Origin of the sequence: Pseudomonas sp. 10B238, from assembly GCF_000970615.1 — a bacterium.
Taxonomy (GTDB): Bacteria; Pseudomonadota; Gammaproteobacteria; order Pseudomonadales; family Pseudomonadaceae; genus Stutzerimonas.
In genome coordinates this window covers 56,389-70,534 of sequence record NZ_KQ033931.1, presented here as the reverse complement: position 1 = coordinate 70,534, position 14,146 = coordinate 56,389, and the positions used below count along the sequence as shown (strand labels likewise).

At 60.7% G+C, this 14,146-nt stretch carries 12 protein-coding genes and 1 pseudogene; 5 read left to right on the top strand and 8 right to left on the bottom strand.

What is annotated here, in order from left to right:
- Positions 1-23 precede the first annotated feature (23 nt).
- Positions 24-1,502: a ribosome biogenesis GTPase Der gene (der, locus tag RT21_RS08835; protein WP_046162454.1), complete on the top strand. Its 1,479-nt coding sequence runs from the start codon at positions 24-26 to the stop codon at positions 1,500-1,502.
- A 4-nt stretch (positions 1,503-1,506) separates the two neighbouring features.
- On the opposite strand, the pseudogene RT21_RS08830 reads toward der, so the two are convergent.
- Positions 1,507-1,755, bottom strand: a pseudogene (locus RT21_RS08830) (serine O-acetyltransferase); the annotation flags it as partial.
- A 112-nt stretch (positions 1,756-1,867) separates the two neighbouring features.
- Here RT21_RS08830 and RT21_RS08825 point away from each other — a divergent pair.
- Positions 1,868-3,016: a pyridoxal phosphate-dependent aminotransferase gene (locus tag RT21_RS08825; RefSeq protein WP_046162452.1), complete on the top strand. Its 1,149-nt coding sequence runs from the start codon at positions 1,868-1,870 to the stop codon at positions 3,014-3,016.
- Entirely contained in the window at positions 3,004-3,798 is a 795-nt protein-coding gene (locus RT21_RS08820; protein WP_046162451.1) for an amidohydrolase, read from the top strand. Before RT21_RS08825 ends, RT21_RS08820 begins: the two co-directional genes overlap by 13 nt.
- 51 nt (positions 3,799-3,849) lie before the next feature.
- On the opposite strand, the gene RT21_RS08815 is transcribed toward RT21_RS08820, so the two are convergent.
- From RT21_RS08815 to leuA, 6 genes are all read right to left on the bottom strand, one after another.
- A complete protein-coding gene (locus RT21_RS08815) occupies positions 3,850-4,230 on the bottom strand; it encodes a DUF2784 domain-containing protein (protein WP_046162450.1) in 381 nt (126 codons plus the stop codon).
- Between the two features lie 3 nt (positions 4,231-4,233).
- Positions 4,234-4,860: a DUF2238 domain-containing protein gene (locus RT21_RS08810; RefSeq protein WP_046162449.1), complete on the bottom strand. Its 627-nt coding sequence runs from the start codon at positions 4,858-4,860 to the stop codon at positions 4,234-4,236.
- 101 nt (positions 4,861-4,961) lie between these two features.
- The gene (locus tag RT21_RS08805) at positions 4,962-5,693 is read right to left on the bottom strand and encodes an endonuclease (protein ID WP_046162448.1); all 732 of its coding nucleotides are present in this window, start codon (positions 5,691-5,693) and stop codon (positions 4,962-4,964) included.
- 98 nt (positions 5,694-5,791) lie between these two features.
- A complete protein-coding gene (locus tag RT21_RS08800) occupies positions 5,792-6,649 on the bottom strand; it encodes a carboxylate/amino acid/amine transporter (protein WP_046162447.1) in 858 nt (285 codons plus the stop codon).
- A 120-nt stretch (positions 6,650-6,769) separates the two neighbouring features.
- Entirely contained in the window at positions 6,770-7,828 is a 1,059-nt protein-coding gene (locus RT21_RS08795; RefSeq protein WP_045425283.1) for an NAD(P)-dependent alcohol dehydrogenase, read from the bottom strand.
- Between the two features lie 319 nt (positions 7,829-8,147).
- A complete protein-coding gene (gene leuA, locus RT21_RS08790; RefSeq protein WP_046162446.1) occupies positions 8,148-9,818 on the bottom strand; it encodes a 2-isopropylmalate synthase in 1,671 nt (556 codons plus the stop codon).
- Between the two features lie 298 nt (positions 9,819-10,116).
- Between leuA and RT21_RS08785 the strand changes: the two genes are divergently transcribed.
- Complete coding sequence (locus RT21_RS08785; protein ID WP_046162445.1) at positions 10,117-10,518, top strand: DUF2946 domain-containing protein; 402 nt, start codon at positions 10,117-10,119, stop codon at positions 10,516-10,518.
- Between the two features lie 54 nt (positions 10,519-10,572).
- Positions 10,573-12,762: a TonB-dependent copper receptor gene (locus tag RT21_RS08780; protein ID WP_046162444.1), complete on the top strand. Its 2,190-nt coding sequence runs from the start codon at positions 10,573-10,575 to the stop codon at positions 12,760-12,762.
- 58 nt (positions 12,763-12,820) lie between these two features.
- Here the strand turns inward: RT21_RS08780 and RT21_RS08775 are convergent, their stop codons facing one another.
- Positions 12,821-14,128, bottom strand: a complete 1,308-nt coding sequence (locus RT21_RS08775) for a mechanosensitive ion channel family protein (RefSeq protein ID WP_046162443.1) — start codon at positions 14,126-14,128, stop codon at positions 12,821-12,823.
- Positions 14,129-14,146 lie beyond the last annotated feature (18 nt).

Below are 14,146 nucleotides of genomic sequence, written 5' to 3'. Positions count from 1 at the left end.
GAAATATCGCAGTGGAGAGCCGTATGGTTCCCGTAATCGCCCTGGTGGGCCGCCCGAACGTCGGCAAGTCCACCCTGTTCAACCGCCTGACCAAGAGCCGCGACGCCATCGTGGCCGAATACGCTGGTCTGACTCGAGATCGCCAGTATGGCGAGGCCAAATGGCAGGGCCGCACCTACATTGTCATCGACACTGGCGGTCTGACCGGCGATGAGGAGGGCATCGACGCCAAGATGGCCGAGCAGTCCCTGCAAGCCATGCAAGAGGCTGATGCAGTGATGTTCATGGTCGATGCGCGTGCAGGCATGACGCCTGGCGATCAGATGATTGCCGAGCACCTGCGCAAGATGAACAAGCGCCACTTCCTCGTGGCGAACAAGGTCGACAGCATTGATCCAGACATCGCCCGAGCGGAATTCAGCCCGTTGGGCCTGGGTGACGCCCTGCCGATCGCCGCTGCCCATGGCCGTGGTATCACCCATATGCTCGAGCAGGCACTCGGTGTGTTTCCCAAGGACAACGCCGAAGTTGCCGAAGACGAGGGTGAAAAGGGCGAGGCGGTTGCCGAAGGAGAAGAGCCCAAGCGCATCCCTGGACCGAGCGAAAAGGATGGCATCAAGATCGCCATCATCGGCCGGCCCAATGTGGGCAAATCGACGCTGGTCAATCGCATGCTCGGTGAGGAGCGGGTCATTGTTTATGACCAGGCCGGTACAACCCGCGACAGCATCTACATTCCCTTCGAGCGTGATGACGAAAAATACACACTGATCGATACGGCCGGTGTGCGTCGCCGCGGCAAGATCTTCGAGGCCGTGGAAAAGTTCTCGGTGGTCAAGACGCTGCAGGCGATCCAGGATTCCAACGTCGTGATTTTCGTCATGGATGCCCGCGAAGGCGTGGTCGAACACGATCTGAACCTGCTCGGCTTCGTGCTGGAAAGCGGCCGCGCGTTGGTCATCGCACTAAACAAGTGGGACGGCATGGAGCCGAGTGAGCGCGACTATGTGAAGACCGAGCTGGAGCGTCGGTTGTTCTTCGTCGAGTTCGCCGACATCCACTTCATCTCCGCTAAACATGGCACCGGCGTTGGCAATTTGTATAAGTCGGTGCAGGCCTCGTTCGCTTCAGCCGTGACTCGATGGCCCACCAGCCGTTTGACGCAGATCCTTGAAGACGCGGTTCGCGAGCATGCGCCACCGATGGTCGCCAGTCGTCGAATCAAGCTTCGCTACGCACACCTGGGCGGTGCCAACCCGCCGCTAATCGTTATCCATGGCAACCAGGTCGACTCGATCCCCAAGTCCTACACTCGTTATTTGGAGAATACTTACCGACGCGTTCTGAAGCTGGTCGGTACGCCCATCCGTATCGAGTACAAGGGCGGCGAAAACCCTTTCGAAGGCAAGAAGAACACCCTGACCGACCGTCAGGTAAACAAGAAGCGCCGTCTCATGTCGCACCACAAGAAGGCCGAGAAGAAGCGCCGCGACAAGCGCTAGTTTCTCAGGTCTCGTCGAACGACTGGTCCATGTCCAAGGCCGGTCGTCCATGCCTCGGCTTGCCGACTTGGCGGGACGGGTTGTCGACCACGGTCGTGTGCGGTGAAACGGCTTGCAGCAACACGCTTCCGGCACCGACACTCGTGTCCTCGCCGATTGCGATATCGCCGAGTATCTTCGCTCCTGCGTCGATCATCACACCGCTGCGTATCTTAGGGTGCCGGTCGCTGCTCACCCTGCCGGTCCCGCCCAACTCCAGAAGCTAATGCCGCAGGCCCGGACGCCCTCGTACCCGCCCGCCATGATCGGCTATTCTGTTTTCCCCTGCCGAAGCCCCGTACGGCAGGCCTGTCGGAAAGGCTGTCATGCTCATCAGTAAGTTGCCCAATGTCGGCACCACCATTTTCACCACCATGTCGCAGCTGGCGGCTGAAACCGGCGCGTTAAACTTGTCGCAGGGATTTCCCGACTTCGATGGGCCTGATGCGCTGCGCGAAGCGGTTGCCCGTCATGTGATGGAAGGGCACAACCAATACGCGCCAATGACCGGCTTACCGGCACTGCGCGAGCAGGTGGCAATCAAGGTCAGCTCGTTATATGGCCGTCAGGTCAGCGCCGAGGCCGAGGTCACGGTCACGCCCGGGGCGACGCAAGCAATCTTCTGTGCGATTCACGCGGTCATCCGCCCAGGCGATGAGGTCATCGTTTTCGACCCCTGCTATGACAGCTACGAACCTGCCGTGGAACTCGCCGGCGGCGTCTGTGTGCATCAGGCGCTGAGCCTGCCGGACTTTGCCATCGACTGGCAGAAGCTCGCCGAGGCGATTACCCCACGCACCCGACTGATCGTGCTGAACACGCCGCATAACCCCAGCGGTGCATTGATCAATGCCGATGATCTCGACCGTCTGGCGGCGCTGATCCGCGAGCGCGACATCTATCTGCTCAGCGATGAGGTCTACGAGCATCTTGTGTTCGACGTCCGTGAGCATGCCAGTGTGTTGCGTCATGCTGAGCTGTATCAGCGCGCCTTCGTCATCAGCTCTTTCGGCAAGACCTACCACGTCACCGGCTGGAAGACTGGATACGTAGTTGCGCCCGCCGAGCTCAGCAACGAGCTGCGCAAGGTGCATCAATATGTCAGCTTTACCGGCGTAACCCCGTTGCAGTGGGCGCTTGCCGATTTCATGGCGGCGCATCCCGAGCATCTGGCGGAACTGCCTGCGTTCTACCAGACCAAGCGTGATCTGTTCTGCGATCTGCTGGCCAACTCGCGCTTCCGCTTCACGCGCGCCGCGGGCACCTATTTCCAATTGGCCGATTATTCCGCGATTCGCCCGGATCTCGACGACGTAGCCATGGCGGAGTGGCTGACCCGTGAACACGGTGTGGCCAGTATTCCGATTTCGGTGTTCTACCAAACGCCTCCTGCAGAGTTGCGGCTCGTCCGCTTCTGCTTCGCCAAACGAGAGGAGACGCTGCGCCAAGCAGCAGAACGACTATGCGCGATCTGAATAATTTACCCGACCTTGAACTGGCCCTTATTCAGACGACGCTCGTCTGGCAGGATGCCGCTGCCAATCGTGAGCGCTTCATCGGGTTGCTGGATGACGCCCGCGGCGCAGACTTGATCGTGTTGCCCGAGATGTTCACCACGGCCTTTTCGATGAACTCCGCCGAGCTCGCCGAGCCTGAAGAAGGCCCGACCTACGCCTGGTTGCGCGAGCAGGCGGCCCGTATGGAGGCGGTGATCACCGGCAGCGTAATCATCGAGGCCGCCGATGGTAGCCATCGCAACCGTCTGCTCTGGGCCCGGCCGAACGGCGAAATTCTGCATTATGACAAGCGCCATCTGTTTCGCATGGCGGGTGAGCATAAGCACTACACGGCGGGCGAAAAACAGGCTCTGTTCGAACTCAACGGCTGGCACGTGCGCCCGCTGATCTGCTATGACCTGCGCTTTCCGGTGTGGAGCCGCGATCCCCATGACACCGACCTTCTCCTTTATACGGCCAATTGGCCGGCAGCCCGGCGTAATGCCTGGAATCGCCTGTTGCCCGCACGCGCGATCGAGAACCTCTGCTATGTCGCGGCGGTGAATCGGGTCGGGGAAGATGGTAAAGGCTACCCCTACAGTGGTGACAGCCAAGTACTGGACTATCTCGGTGACCCGCTGCTGGAGGCCGGTGACGCCGATGGGGTGTTTCGCGCTTCACTTCGCGCTGCCGATCTGGCCAAGTTCCGCAGCAAGTTTCCTGCCTACCACGATGGCGACGCGTTTGAACTGAGCCTATAGGCGCTCAGCCATGCTTACGATGGTATGGTTGCTAGCGCGGGCTAAACGGCTTCAGCGTTTTGCGGCGTGTCGGTGACGATTGCGCCACAGCAGGCCCCCGTAGATCAGTAGGTTGACGACGACCACCACGGCGGCCAGCAGGTACTGCACCGGTACGCTCAACCAGGCCGGATAGATCAGCGGCAGCAAATAGTGCTCGACGAAGCCGGCCTCGTAGCCTGCGTCCCCTGCCAGCCGCCTCAGCAGGTTTTCCCAATGGGTGAGTGGGCAGGGGCGCCCGCTCAGCTCTACAAATATTCCCCACGCCATCGCGGGCAGATGCAACAGCAAAAAGCCGCGCTTCCAGGCGACCAGCAAGCCCCCCAGCAATACGAAGAGGATAAAGCCGAGGTGCAGCATCAGCACGGCATCGGCCCCAATACGATAAAGCATGGCTTACTCAGCCCTGCCCGAACGCTCCAGCTGAGCGATGTGTTTGTCTTGAATGCGCGCCAGAAGGGTGACAGAGAGCCCCGCGCCGATCAGCGCCATGAGCATGTCCGACTGGGTATCCCATGGATCGCCCTGCGTTCCCAGGAAGTCCTCGGCACCTTGGCCGGCGATAAGCGCTACCCACCATTCGATCAGCTCATAAAAGGCACTGAATGCCAGCGCGACGCAAAGCGCTAAAAAGCCCAGCATCTTGCCGCCGGCGATAAAGCGACGACGCAGCAGAACTTCCCGCGCCAGCAAGGCAGGTGTTACGCCCTGTATGAAATGGCCCAGCTTGTCATAAGGGTTGCGGGCCAGATCAAACCAGTCCTGCACCCAGAACCCCGGCGGCACGCGGGCATAGGTATAGGTGCCACCAAGAATCAACACCAGCGCATGGATCGCGATCACCCAATAAAGCAGGTGGGTCAACGGAAAGCGCCGATGACTCCAGATCAGCAGTGGGGCGGCAATCAGCACTGGCGCTACCTCGAGCAGCCAGGTTGCGCGGTCGTAGGGTGCAACAGCGGAACAGATCAATGCCAGCAGTACACCCGATCCCAGCGCTGCGTAAAGCGTACGGTCTTGCATTGGCGTCGCCATGATTAACGGTAGAGCCGGCAGCATGCAGTGCTTGCCGGGTTAGCCGCAACTGTAAGCGCGGCGAGCCCCGGCTTGGCAAAGTGTGCCAGCTAACCTTCTCGGCCAGGTGCTGAGGCCGCACGCGAAAGCGAACGGCCGCAGCGCCGCAAATCGACTGCTCCGATGTATGGGTTGGCGTTGCCCTGAACGCAGGCGACGCTGCGGTTGCGCCACCGTTCCCACTCGTCGATTGGGAATTGGCGATTCCATATGTCATACAGGCGGCGATCCTGCTTCGACAGCCGCAGGCCGTAGCGCTCGCTCATGTACAGGTAAGTGCGGGCAATGGCGCCGCGGGCGTAGGCCGGTGGCATGGCCGTGCGTTGCTTGAAGTTCACCACGAAGGGGCAAGCGCCGTACTGGCTGGGCTTCTCGCTGAGCATGCCGAAGCCGTAATTGCTGCGGTCGCCGTTCACTTCACCAACCACCGGTACCAGATTGTGCAGATCCGCTTCGGCCTGGCTGAACACCGGGTCGGTAGACGTGCAGTGTTTGCGTCCACCGTCCTGCCAGCATTGGCGCTGATGGCCGATCACCCATGCGGGAACGATGTGCTCCCATTCCACCCTCGCGGCACGCTTGGGCTGCTTGCGCGGAATGTAGCCACAACTGGCCAGGTCGATCTGTTTGCCCTTGAAGGCGCAGCGGCAATAGAAATCCACGGGTCGCTCGGCGTACAACTGCCAGGCGATTTTCTTGGCCTCGCGAAAGGTGCGTGGAGCGTCGGCGTGTAGCTGAACAGGAAAAAGCAGGGCGAGCAGAAGCAGGCTGTAACAGCGCATGGGATTCTCGACGACTGACTGAGAAATGCATCCATGCGGGGCGCGCTATCTTACCTATTGCGCTGATAAATCCACATATAACAATAACTTACATAATGTCATTGAGCCTGCTTGTGACCCAGCCGGTTGATCTGCAGCGAGGCCAGGATGATCAGCCCGCCAACCGTCAGTAGCAGAAGATTGGTCTGCGTGCCCCAGAACAGCAGATTGAGCACCAGCCCCACAGGAACCGCCATGTTGTTCATCACCGCCAGGGTGCCGGCATCCACCAGAGTGGCGCCCTTGTTCCAGCAGAACTGCCCGAGCGCGGTGGCCAGCACACCCATCCATATCAACACTGCCCATTGTTCGGTTGTGGTGGGCAGTTTTTCCGGGTTGCCGAACAGTAGCCAGGCCGGCAGTACGATCAGCAGCGCACCCATGAAGAAGTAGCCGAAGCGACGATGGAGTGGAATATCGGATGGATAACGCTGTGCCAGATGCTTGTAGCCAACCTGGCCGGCGGCAAAGGTGAAGTTGGCCAACTGCATCAGCAGGAAACCACCGAGAAAGTCGCGAGAAACGCCGTCATAGCGAATCAGCCCGGCACCGAATACCGCAACGGCGGCCGCTACCAGCGCCCAGGGGTAGAAACGGCGGTTCAACGCGTCGTCTATCAACGTCACGTGCAACGGCGTCAGTACAGTGAATAACAGGACTTCGGCGACCGTCAGTACGTTGAAGCTCAGGTACAGGCAGAGGTAGGTGACGCCGAACTGCAACGCGCCGACGAGCGTGACGCCCGCTATGAAGCCCGGTGCAACGCCGCGCCAGCGGGTCAGAGGCAGGAATACCAGGCCGGCCAGCACTACGCGGGTCAGCACAGCGAAATAGCTGTCCACCTGGCCAGCGAGGTAGGCGCCGATAAGGTTGAAGGAAAACGCCCACAGCAGGGTGACGAAAATCAGGTAGCGCATGCCGACTCCTCAGAAGGTCGGCGACCTTAGCGGCTCGGCGGCAAAGAAGGAAGGGCCGGTTTGAACCCGCTGTTTTTGATCACGGGCGCGCTTCGGCCAGGCGCGCCCGTGGTGGGTGGATTACGCGGACTTCAGCGAGGCCATGTCGATGACGAAGCGGTACTTCACGTCACTCTTGAGCATGCGCTCGTAGGCCTCGTTGATGGTCTGGATATCGATCATCTCGATGTCCGAGACGATGTTGTGCTCGGCGCAAAAGTCGAGCATCTCCTGGGTTTCGGCAATGCCGCCAATCAGCGAGCCGGCCAAACGACGGCGCTTGAAAATCAAGCCGAACACGCTCGGCGAGGGATGCGGCGACGCCGGTGCGCCCACCAGGGTCATGGTCGCGTCGCGCTTGAGCAGCGACAGGAAAGCATCAAGATTGTGGGGCGCTGCAACGGTATTGAGAATGAAGTCGAAGCTGTTCAGGTGCGCGCTCATCTCGTCCTGGTTCTTCGACACTACGACTTCGCTGGCACCCAGGCGTAGGGCGTCTTCCTTCTTGTCGGGCGAGGTGGTGAACAGCACGACATGCGCGCCCATGGCATTGGCGATCTTTACCGCCATGTGCCCAAGGCCTCCGAGACCGACCACGCCGACCTTTTGACCAGGGCCCACCTTCCACTGGCGCAGCGGCGAATAGGTGGTGATGCCTGCACATAGCAAGGGCGCGACAGCGGCAAGCTTGTCTTCGGTATGCGAGATGCGCAGGACGAATTTCTCGTTCACCACGATGTTGTCGGAATAGCCGCCAAAGGTGTTCTCGCCACCGCCGAACGCGGGACCATTGTAGGTGCCGACAAAACCATTCTCGCAATACTGCTCGAGGCCCTCGCCGCAAGAGGGGCAGCTCTGACAGCTGTCGACCAGGCAGCCGACGCCAGCGATGTCGCCGACCTTGAAGCGGTTGACCGACTCGCCAACGGCACTGACCCGGCCAACGATCTCGTGGCCCGGAACGGAGGGGTAGAGGGTGTTGTGCCATTCGTTGCGGGCGGTGTGCAGATCCGAATGGCAGACGCCGCAGAAGAGAATGTCGATCTGCACATCGTTCGGCCCTACGGCACGGCGCGAGAAGGTATGAGGTGCGAGTGGTGTGCTTGGATCAAATGCGGCGTAACCGATGGTTGTGCTCATGAGCGCTCCTGTGGCGTTTTATCGGGTGGCGGAAGTGCTCAAGCCTATGCCTATAGCGAACAGGACCGGTTGCACAATCCTGCCGATGACTCACGCATTTCTGCTGGAATGAGATAGACCTGGCCCAGGCGCAGGTGTTCGGTACGTGATGCGCCGGGTTCTTTGGCGAGGGATTGCTCGTCTGTCATGCAACGACGAAACGGTGGGTCGGGAGCAAATGCTGCCGTCAGAGTAGCGGCAAGCGGTGGGCCATCGTGCCGCCTCCCAGGCGGCTCTAGTTGTAGCGTGGCGGGCCCTAAGCAGAACCCGCCATCTCAGGTCAGGCTGCTTTCAGTTCGGCCTCACGCAGTGCCCGGTTGAGGGCGCTGAACAACGCGCGAATGCTGGCGGTGGTGATGTTTTCGTCAATGCCGATGCCATGCAGCGGGCGCTCGCCATCCAGACGCACTTCGATATAGGCCGCGGCCCGTGCATTGCTGCCGGCACCGATCGAGTGCTCGTGGTAATCCATGATCTCCAGCTTCACCGGCAAACCGGCGACCAGCGCTTCCAACGGCCCCTTGCCGATCCCGCGCCAGTGCATGGTTTCACCCTCGCTGGTGACTTCCACCTCCACGGCGCTGGTGCCGTTTTCTTCCTGCAAACGATGGCTCTTCAGGGCGTACGGCGCCGTGGCTTGCAGGTATTCACCCTCCAGCAGGGAGTAGATCTGCTTGGCGTTCATCTCCAGTCCCAGACGATCGGTTTCCTTCTGCACCACCTGGCTGAACTCGATCTGCATCCGGCGCGGCAAGCTGATGCCGTACTCCTGCTCCAGCAAGTAGGTGATGCCGCCTTTGCCGGACTGACTGTTGACGCGAATCACCGCCTCGTAGCTGCGACCGATGTCAGCCGGGTCGATTGGCAGGTAGGGCACTTCCCACAGGCCATTCGGATCCTGTTGGCTGAAGCCTTTGCGAATCGCGTCCTGGTGCGAGCCGGAGAAGGCTGTGTGGACCAGATCGCCGACATAGGGATGGCGCGGATGGACCGGCAGCTGGTTGCACTCCTCGACGACCTTGCGCACGGCATCGATGTCGGAAAAATCCAGCTGCGGATCGACGCCCTGGCTGTACATGTTCAGCGCTATGGTCACCAGATCGACATTGCCGGTGCGCTCGCCGTTGCCGAACAGGCAGCCCTCGACGCGATCCGCCCCGGCCATCAGGCCCAATTCGGTGGCAGCAACGCCCGTGCCGCGGTCGTTGTGGGTGTGCAGGCTGATCAGCACGCAGTCGCGCTTGTTGATCTGGCGGCCAAAATATTCGATCTGGTCGGCATAGATATTCGGAGTGGCGGCCTCAACGGTGGCCGGCAGGTTGAGGATCAGCTTCTTCTCAGGCGTCGGTTGGAATACGTCGATCACCGCGTTGCAGACCTCGACGGCGAAGTCGGTCTCAGTGGAGCTGAACACCTCGGGCGAATATTCGAAGCGCCAATCGGTTTCCGGCGCCGCATCGGCGAGACGCTTGACCACCTGCGCAGCGGCGACGGCGATGTTCACCACACCAGCCTTGTCTTGGTTGAACACGATGCGGCGGAAGCTCGGTGCCGTCGCGTTGTAGTAATGAACGATGGCCCGCTTGGCACCCTTGAGCGATTCGAAGGTGCGGGTGATCAGGTCCTCGCGAGCCTGGGTCAGCACTTGAATGGTGACGTCATCCGGAATGTGCCCGCCCTGAATCAGCTCGCGAACGAAATCAAAATCGGTCTGCGATGCCGAGGGAAAGCCCACTTCGATCTCCTTCAGGCCGATCTGCACCAGCGTCTTGAAGAAACGCATCTTCTTCGCCGCGTCCATCGGCTCGATCAGCGACTGGTTGCCGTCGCGCAAATCGGAGCTCAGCCAGATCGGAGCCTGAGTGATGGTCTGCGATGGCCAGGTACGGTCAGGCAGATTGATCACCGGAAACGCGCGATATTTGTTTGAAGGATCTTTGAGCATGGTCATGGCGATTTCCTTGAGCAGCTCCCCGAAGCGCGGCGCGAAGCAGGGAGGGCAGAGCAGGTCGATGCGTATTTATGGTCCGAATGTAGGGCGCACCTATCGGGTATTGCAACTGTCTTGAAAAAAATGGTGAAAAACACTAATAAAAATCCATAAAGGAAAATAAGCAGTCGATTGGTCGCCGTAATCGAAGATTGATTGCTCGGCTCGATTGCGGCCCCGTGTCGCACTCACCCTGCGCCTCGGGGCGTGCGATCATCCGGCTCACGATGAGCAGTAGCCGATCCACGGCAGGATTTACGTGAGACGCAAAGGACAGTTCACAGCGGGTCTCTGGCTTGGCCTTTTTGCCATGCTGATGATCCATGTGGGACCGCTCTATTCAGCGTCGCAGCTTAAGGCTGCCCAGCCCGACGCTGCAGCTCCGATCGCGCACCAGCATCATCATCACGATGCAAAAGCTCATCCGACAGCGGTGCATTCTCCATCGCGCTCGGATAGCCAGCCGGCCTGGCTCGCTTCGCTCGACCTCTGCGGTTACTGTGAGCTGTTGACGCTGAGTCCGCCGTTGGTGCTGGCCTTCGCACCTGCGTTGCCTCATTTCGCGCCTGTTTACGCACGGCTGATTCCTCAACAGCCGCTGCCGGCCATGCCACGCCTCACCGGCGGACATGCGCGGGCGCCACCCGTATTCCACTGCTGATTTCCGAGCCGCTAACGCGCGGCTCCTCCTAAATCTCAGAAGTGGAAGATCTTTATGTCCAGAATCACCCCTGTGCGGGCGGTAGCCTCGCGTCTGCCCGTCAACCTTTCCCTGCATCCTTTGCGCTTGCGTTGGCAGTTGGCTCACCTCGCGCTGTTAAGCGCCTTGGCGGGTCATGGCATGGCCGCTGAAGCCAACCCCGAATCGACCATCCAGCTCACGCCCATGATCATTACCGGCGTGGCGCAGCAATCCCTGCTTAAAGTGGTCACCGATCCGAAGATCCCGCGCCAGCCAATGCCGGCCAGCGACGGCGCGGATTATCTGAAGACCATTCCGGGCTTCTCCGCGGTGCGCAACGGTGGAGTAAACGGCGATCCGGTGTTCCGCGGTATGTTCGGCTCTCGGTTGAAACTGCTCAGCAATGGCGGCGAAATGCTTGGTGCGTGTCCGAACCGCATGGATTCGCCGAGCTCCTATATCAGCCCGGACACCTTCGACAAGCTAACCGTCATCAAAGGGCCGCAAACCGTGCTCTGGGGCCCCGGCGCTTCGGCGGCCACGGTGCTTTTCGAGCGCGAGCCGGAGCAGTTCAGCGAACCCGACTACCGCCTCAACGCCAGTCTGCTGACCGGCTCCAACGGTCGCTTCGACCGCAACTTGGACGCCGCCGCCGGTAGCACACAGGGCTACGCGCGGCTGATGGCCAACAGCTCGCAGGCTGACGACTACGCGGACGGCGATGGCGATACCGTGCCGTCGCGCTATGACAAATGGAACACCGATGTCGCGCTCGGCTGGATGCCGGATGCGGACACCTTGGTCGAGCTGACCGCAGGCCGTGGCGACGGCTTCGCCCGCTACGCCGGACGGGGCATGGATGGCAGCCAGTTCCAGCGTGAAAGTCTCGGGCTGCGCTTCGAGAAGACCAATATCGGCGAGACCTTCTACGGGCTGGAGGCGCAGGTCTATTACAACTACGCCGACCACGTCATGGACAACTACAGCCTGCGCGACTTCGTTCCGACAATGATGATGACCCAGCCGACCCTGTCGCGGGTCGACCGCCGCACGCTCGGTGGCCGGCTGGTCGGAACCTGGCAATGGTCCGATGTCGACTTGAAGGCCGGCATTGATGCGCAGCGCAGCGAGCATCGCAAGGTCATGAACCCGACCGGTGCGGTCAATCAGATGGTGGCGGCGGCGGGTAGCGACGCGCTGCCCTGGGTGCCGGATGCCGTCCTGCACAGTTACGGCCTGTTCGGCGAGCTGACCTGGCAACTCAGCGAACGCGAGAAAGTCATCAGCGGTTTGCGGCTGGATCTGCACGAGGCGACCGATGAGCGAGCATTCTTCAACAGCCATCACCCGACGCTGAAGAACATGATGGGCATGCCGGTCAGTCAGGATTGGACCAATCCGACGGCAGGGGACACCCGGCGTGACACGCTCTACAGCGGCTTCATGCGCTACGAAAAAGAGCTCGCCAGCATGCCGGTCACCGGGTACGCCGGCCTCGGTCATGCCGAGCGGTTCCCCGATTACTGGGAGCTGTTCGTCTCCAACCCCGGTCCGGTCGGCAGCGTGCAGCCGTTCGATTCGGTGCGGCCGGAGAAGACCACGCAGCTGGATATCGGCCTGCAGTATGCCGATGGCCCGCTGCAAGCCTGGGTCTCCGCGTACGCCGGTTTGGTCGAAGACTACATCCTGTTCAGCTATGTGCCCGGCGTGATGCCCAGCATGCTCCGCGCGGAGGTAAGCAACATTGACGCCGCCATTGCCGGTGGCGAGATGGGCGCAAGCTACCGGTTCACCCGCAACTGGAAAGGCGATGCGAGCCTTGCCTACGCATGGGGAAAGAACCGCAGCGATGACCGTGCCATGCCGCAGATCCCACCGCTGGAGGGGCGGTTTGGCCTGACTTACGAGCGTGACGACTGGAGCACCAGTGGCCTCTGGCGAGTGGTCGCGTCGCAGGGCAGGGTTGCAAAAAACCAGGGCACCGTCGTCGGCAAGGACTTCGACGAGAGTGCCGGCTTTGGCGTGCTGGCGGTCAACGGTGCCTATCGTTTGGATCAGCACTTCAAGTTAAGCGCGGGAGTGGACAATCTGTTGGACAAAGCCTACAGCGAGCACCTCAACCTGGCCGGCAGCGCTGGCTTCGCCGACTACGGGCTCGACGCAACCCGTCGTGTCAACGAGCCGGGCCGCACCTATTGGGCGCGGGTCGACATGAGCTTCTGACACGCATTTTCAGCAGGCATGAAGCAGCCAGCGGTGGTTTTCCACTGCCTGGCTGCAATCAGCCGTCCTGGGTCTTGTCGTCGTCGCGCCGGTCGCTCGGTTGGGGCAACTGCGGCATCGGTCGGCTAAGCAGCTGGCTGACCGAGCCATAGCCCTCGCGCATGTCCGCACCGCTCGGGTGCTGGAACACGCGCAGGCCGAACTCGGGCAGGATCGCCAGTAGGTGATCGAAAATGTCTGACTGGATCGCCTCGTACTGGGTCCAGGCGACGGTGTTGGTGAAACAGTAAATCTCGAGCGGCAAGCCGTCAGCAGTAGGGCTGAGTTGGCGCACCATCAGGGTCATGCCCTGGTGAATGCCTCCATGGCTGCGCAGGTAGCGCTCCACGTAGGCACGGAAGCTGCCAATGTTTGTGATGCGTCGAGTATTCACCGGCTCCTTGCCGCGCTCTTCAAGCTTGGCATTCCACTCGTCAATCTCTCGGCGTTTTTCGGTGAGGTATTCATCGAGCAGGTTGAAACGATGCAGGCGCTCGCATTCGTCGCTGCTGAGAAAATGCACGCTTTGCTGATCCAGAAATAGGCTGCGCTTGATCCTGCGGCCGCCGCTTTCCTGCATGCCCCGCCAGTTCTTGAACGAGTCGCTGATAAAGCGCTTGGTCGGGATGTTGCTGATGGTCTTGTCCCAGTTCTGCACTTTTACCGTATGCAGAGCAATGTCGATGACATCGCCGTCGGCGTTTAGCTGCGGCATTTCCACCCAGTCGCCAACACGGATCAGGTCGTTGGAGGTGATCTGCACGCTGGCCACCAATGACAGAATGGTGTCCTGAAATATCAACATCAGTACCGCCGCCATGGCCCCAAGGCCGGACAGCAGGATCAGCGGCGAACGGTCGATCAGGGTGGCGATGATGAGGATGGTGGCGACCGCGTACAGCACGATCTTGACCACCTGCAGATAGCCCTTGATGGGGTGCACATGCGCATCGGCGCGGCGCTGGTACATCATGTTGATGATGTCCAACAGCGCACCCAGGGCGAGGGCGATGGTCAGCACGATGAAGCCGCCGCAGACATTGCGCACGACGGTGACGGCCGCTTCCGGCAGGCCCGGTACGGCATTCACTCCAATCGACAGCACCAGTGCCGGCACGATGTTGGACAACCGGCGAATGATGCCGAAATCTTGCAGCTGAGTTTCGCGAGTGCTGCGCAGTATTTTGTACAGACCGCTCACCAGGATCCGCTTGACCACCCAGTTGGCCAGCCAGGCCGCGAACACCAGCGCCGCGCTGGCGACCAGCGTCTCCAGTTCGGCATGCTCGCCCAGCCATTCCAGCCAGACCTTCATTTCTTCCTGCATCGTACCGCTCCGTCAGTT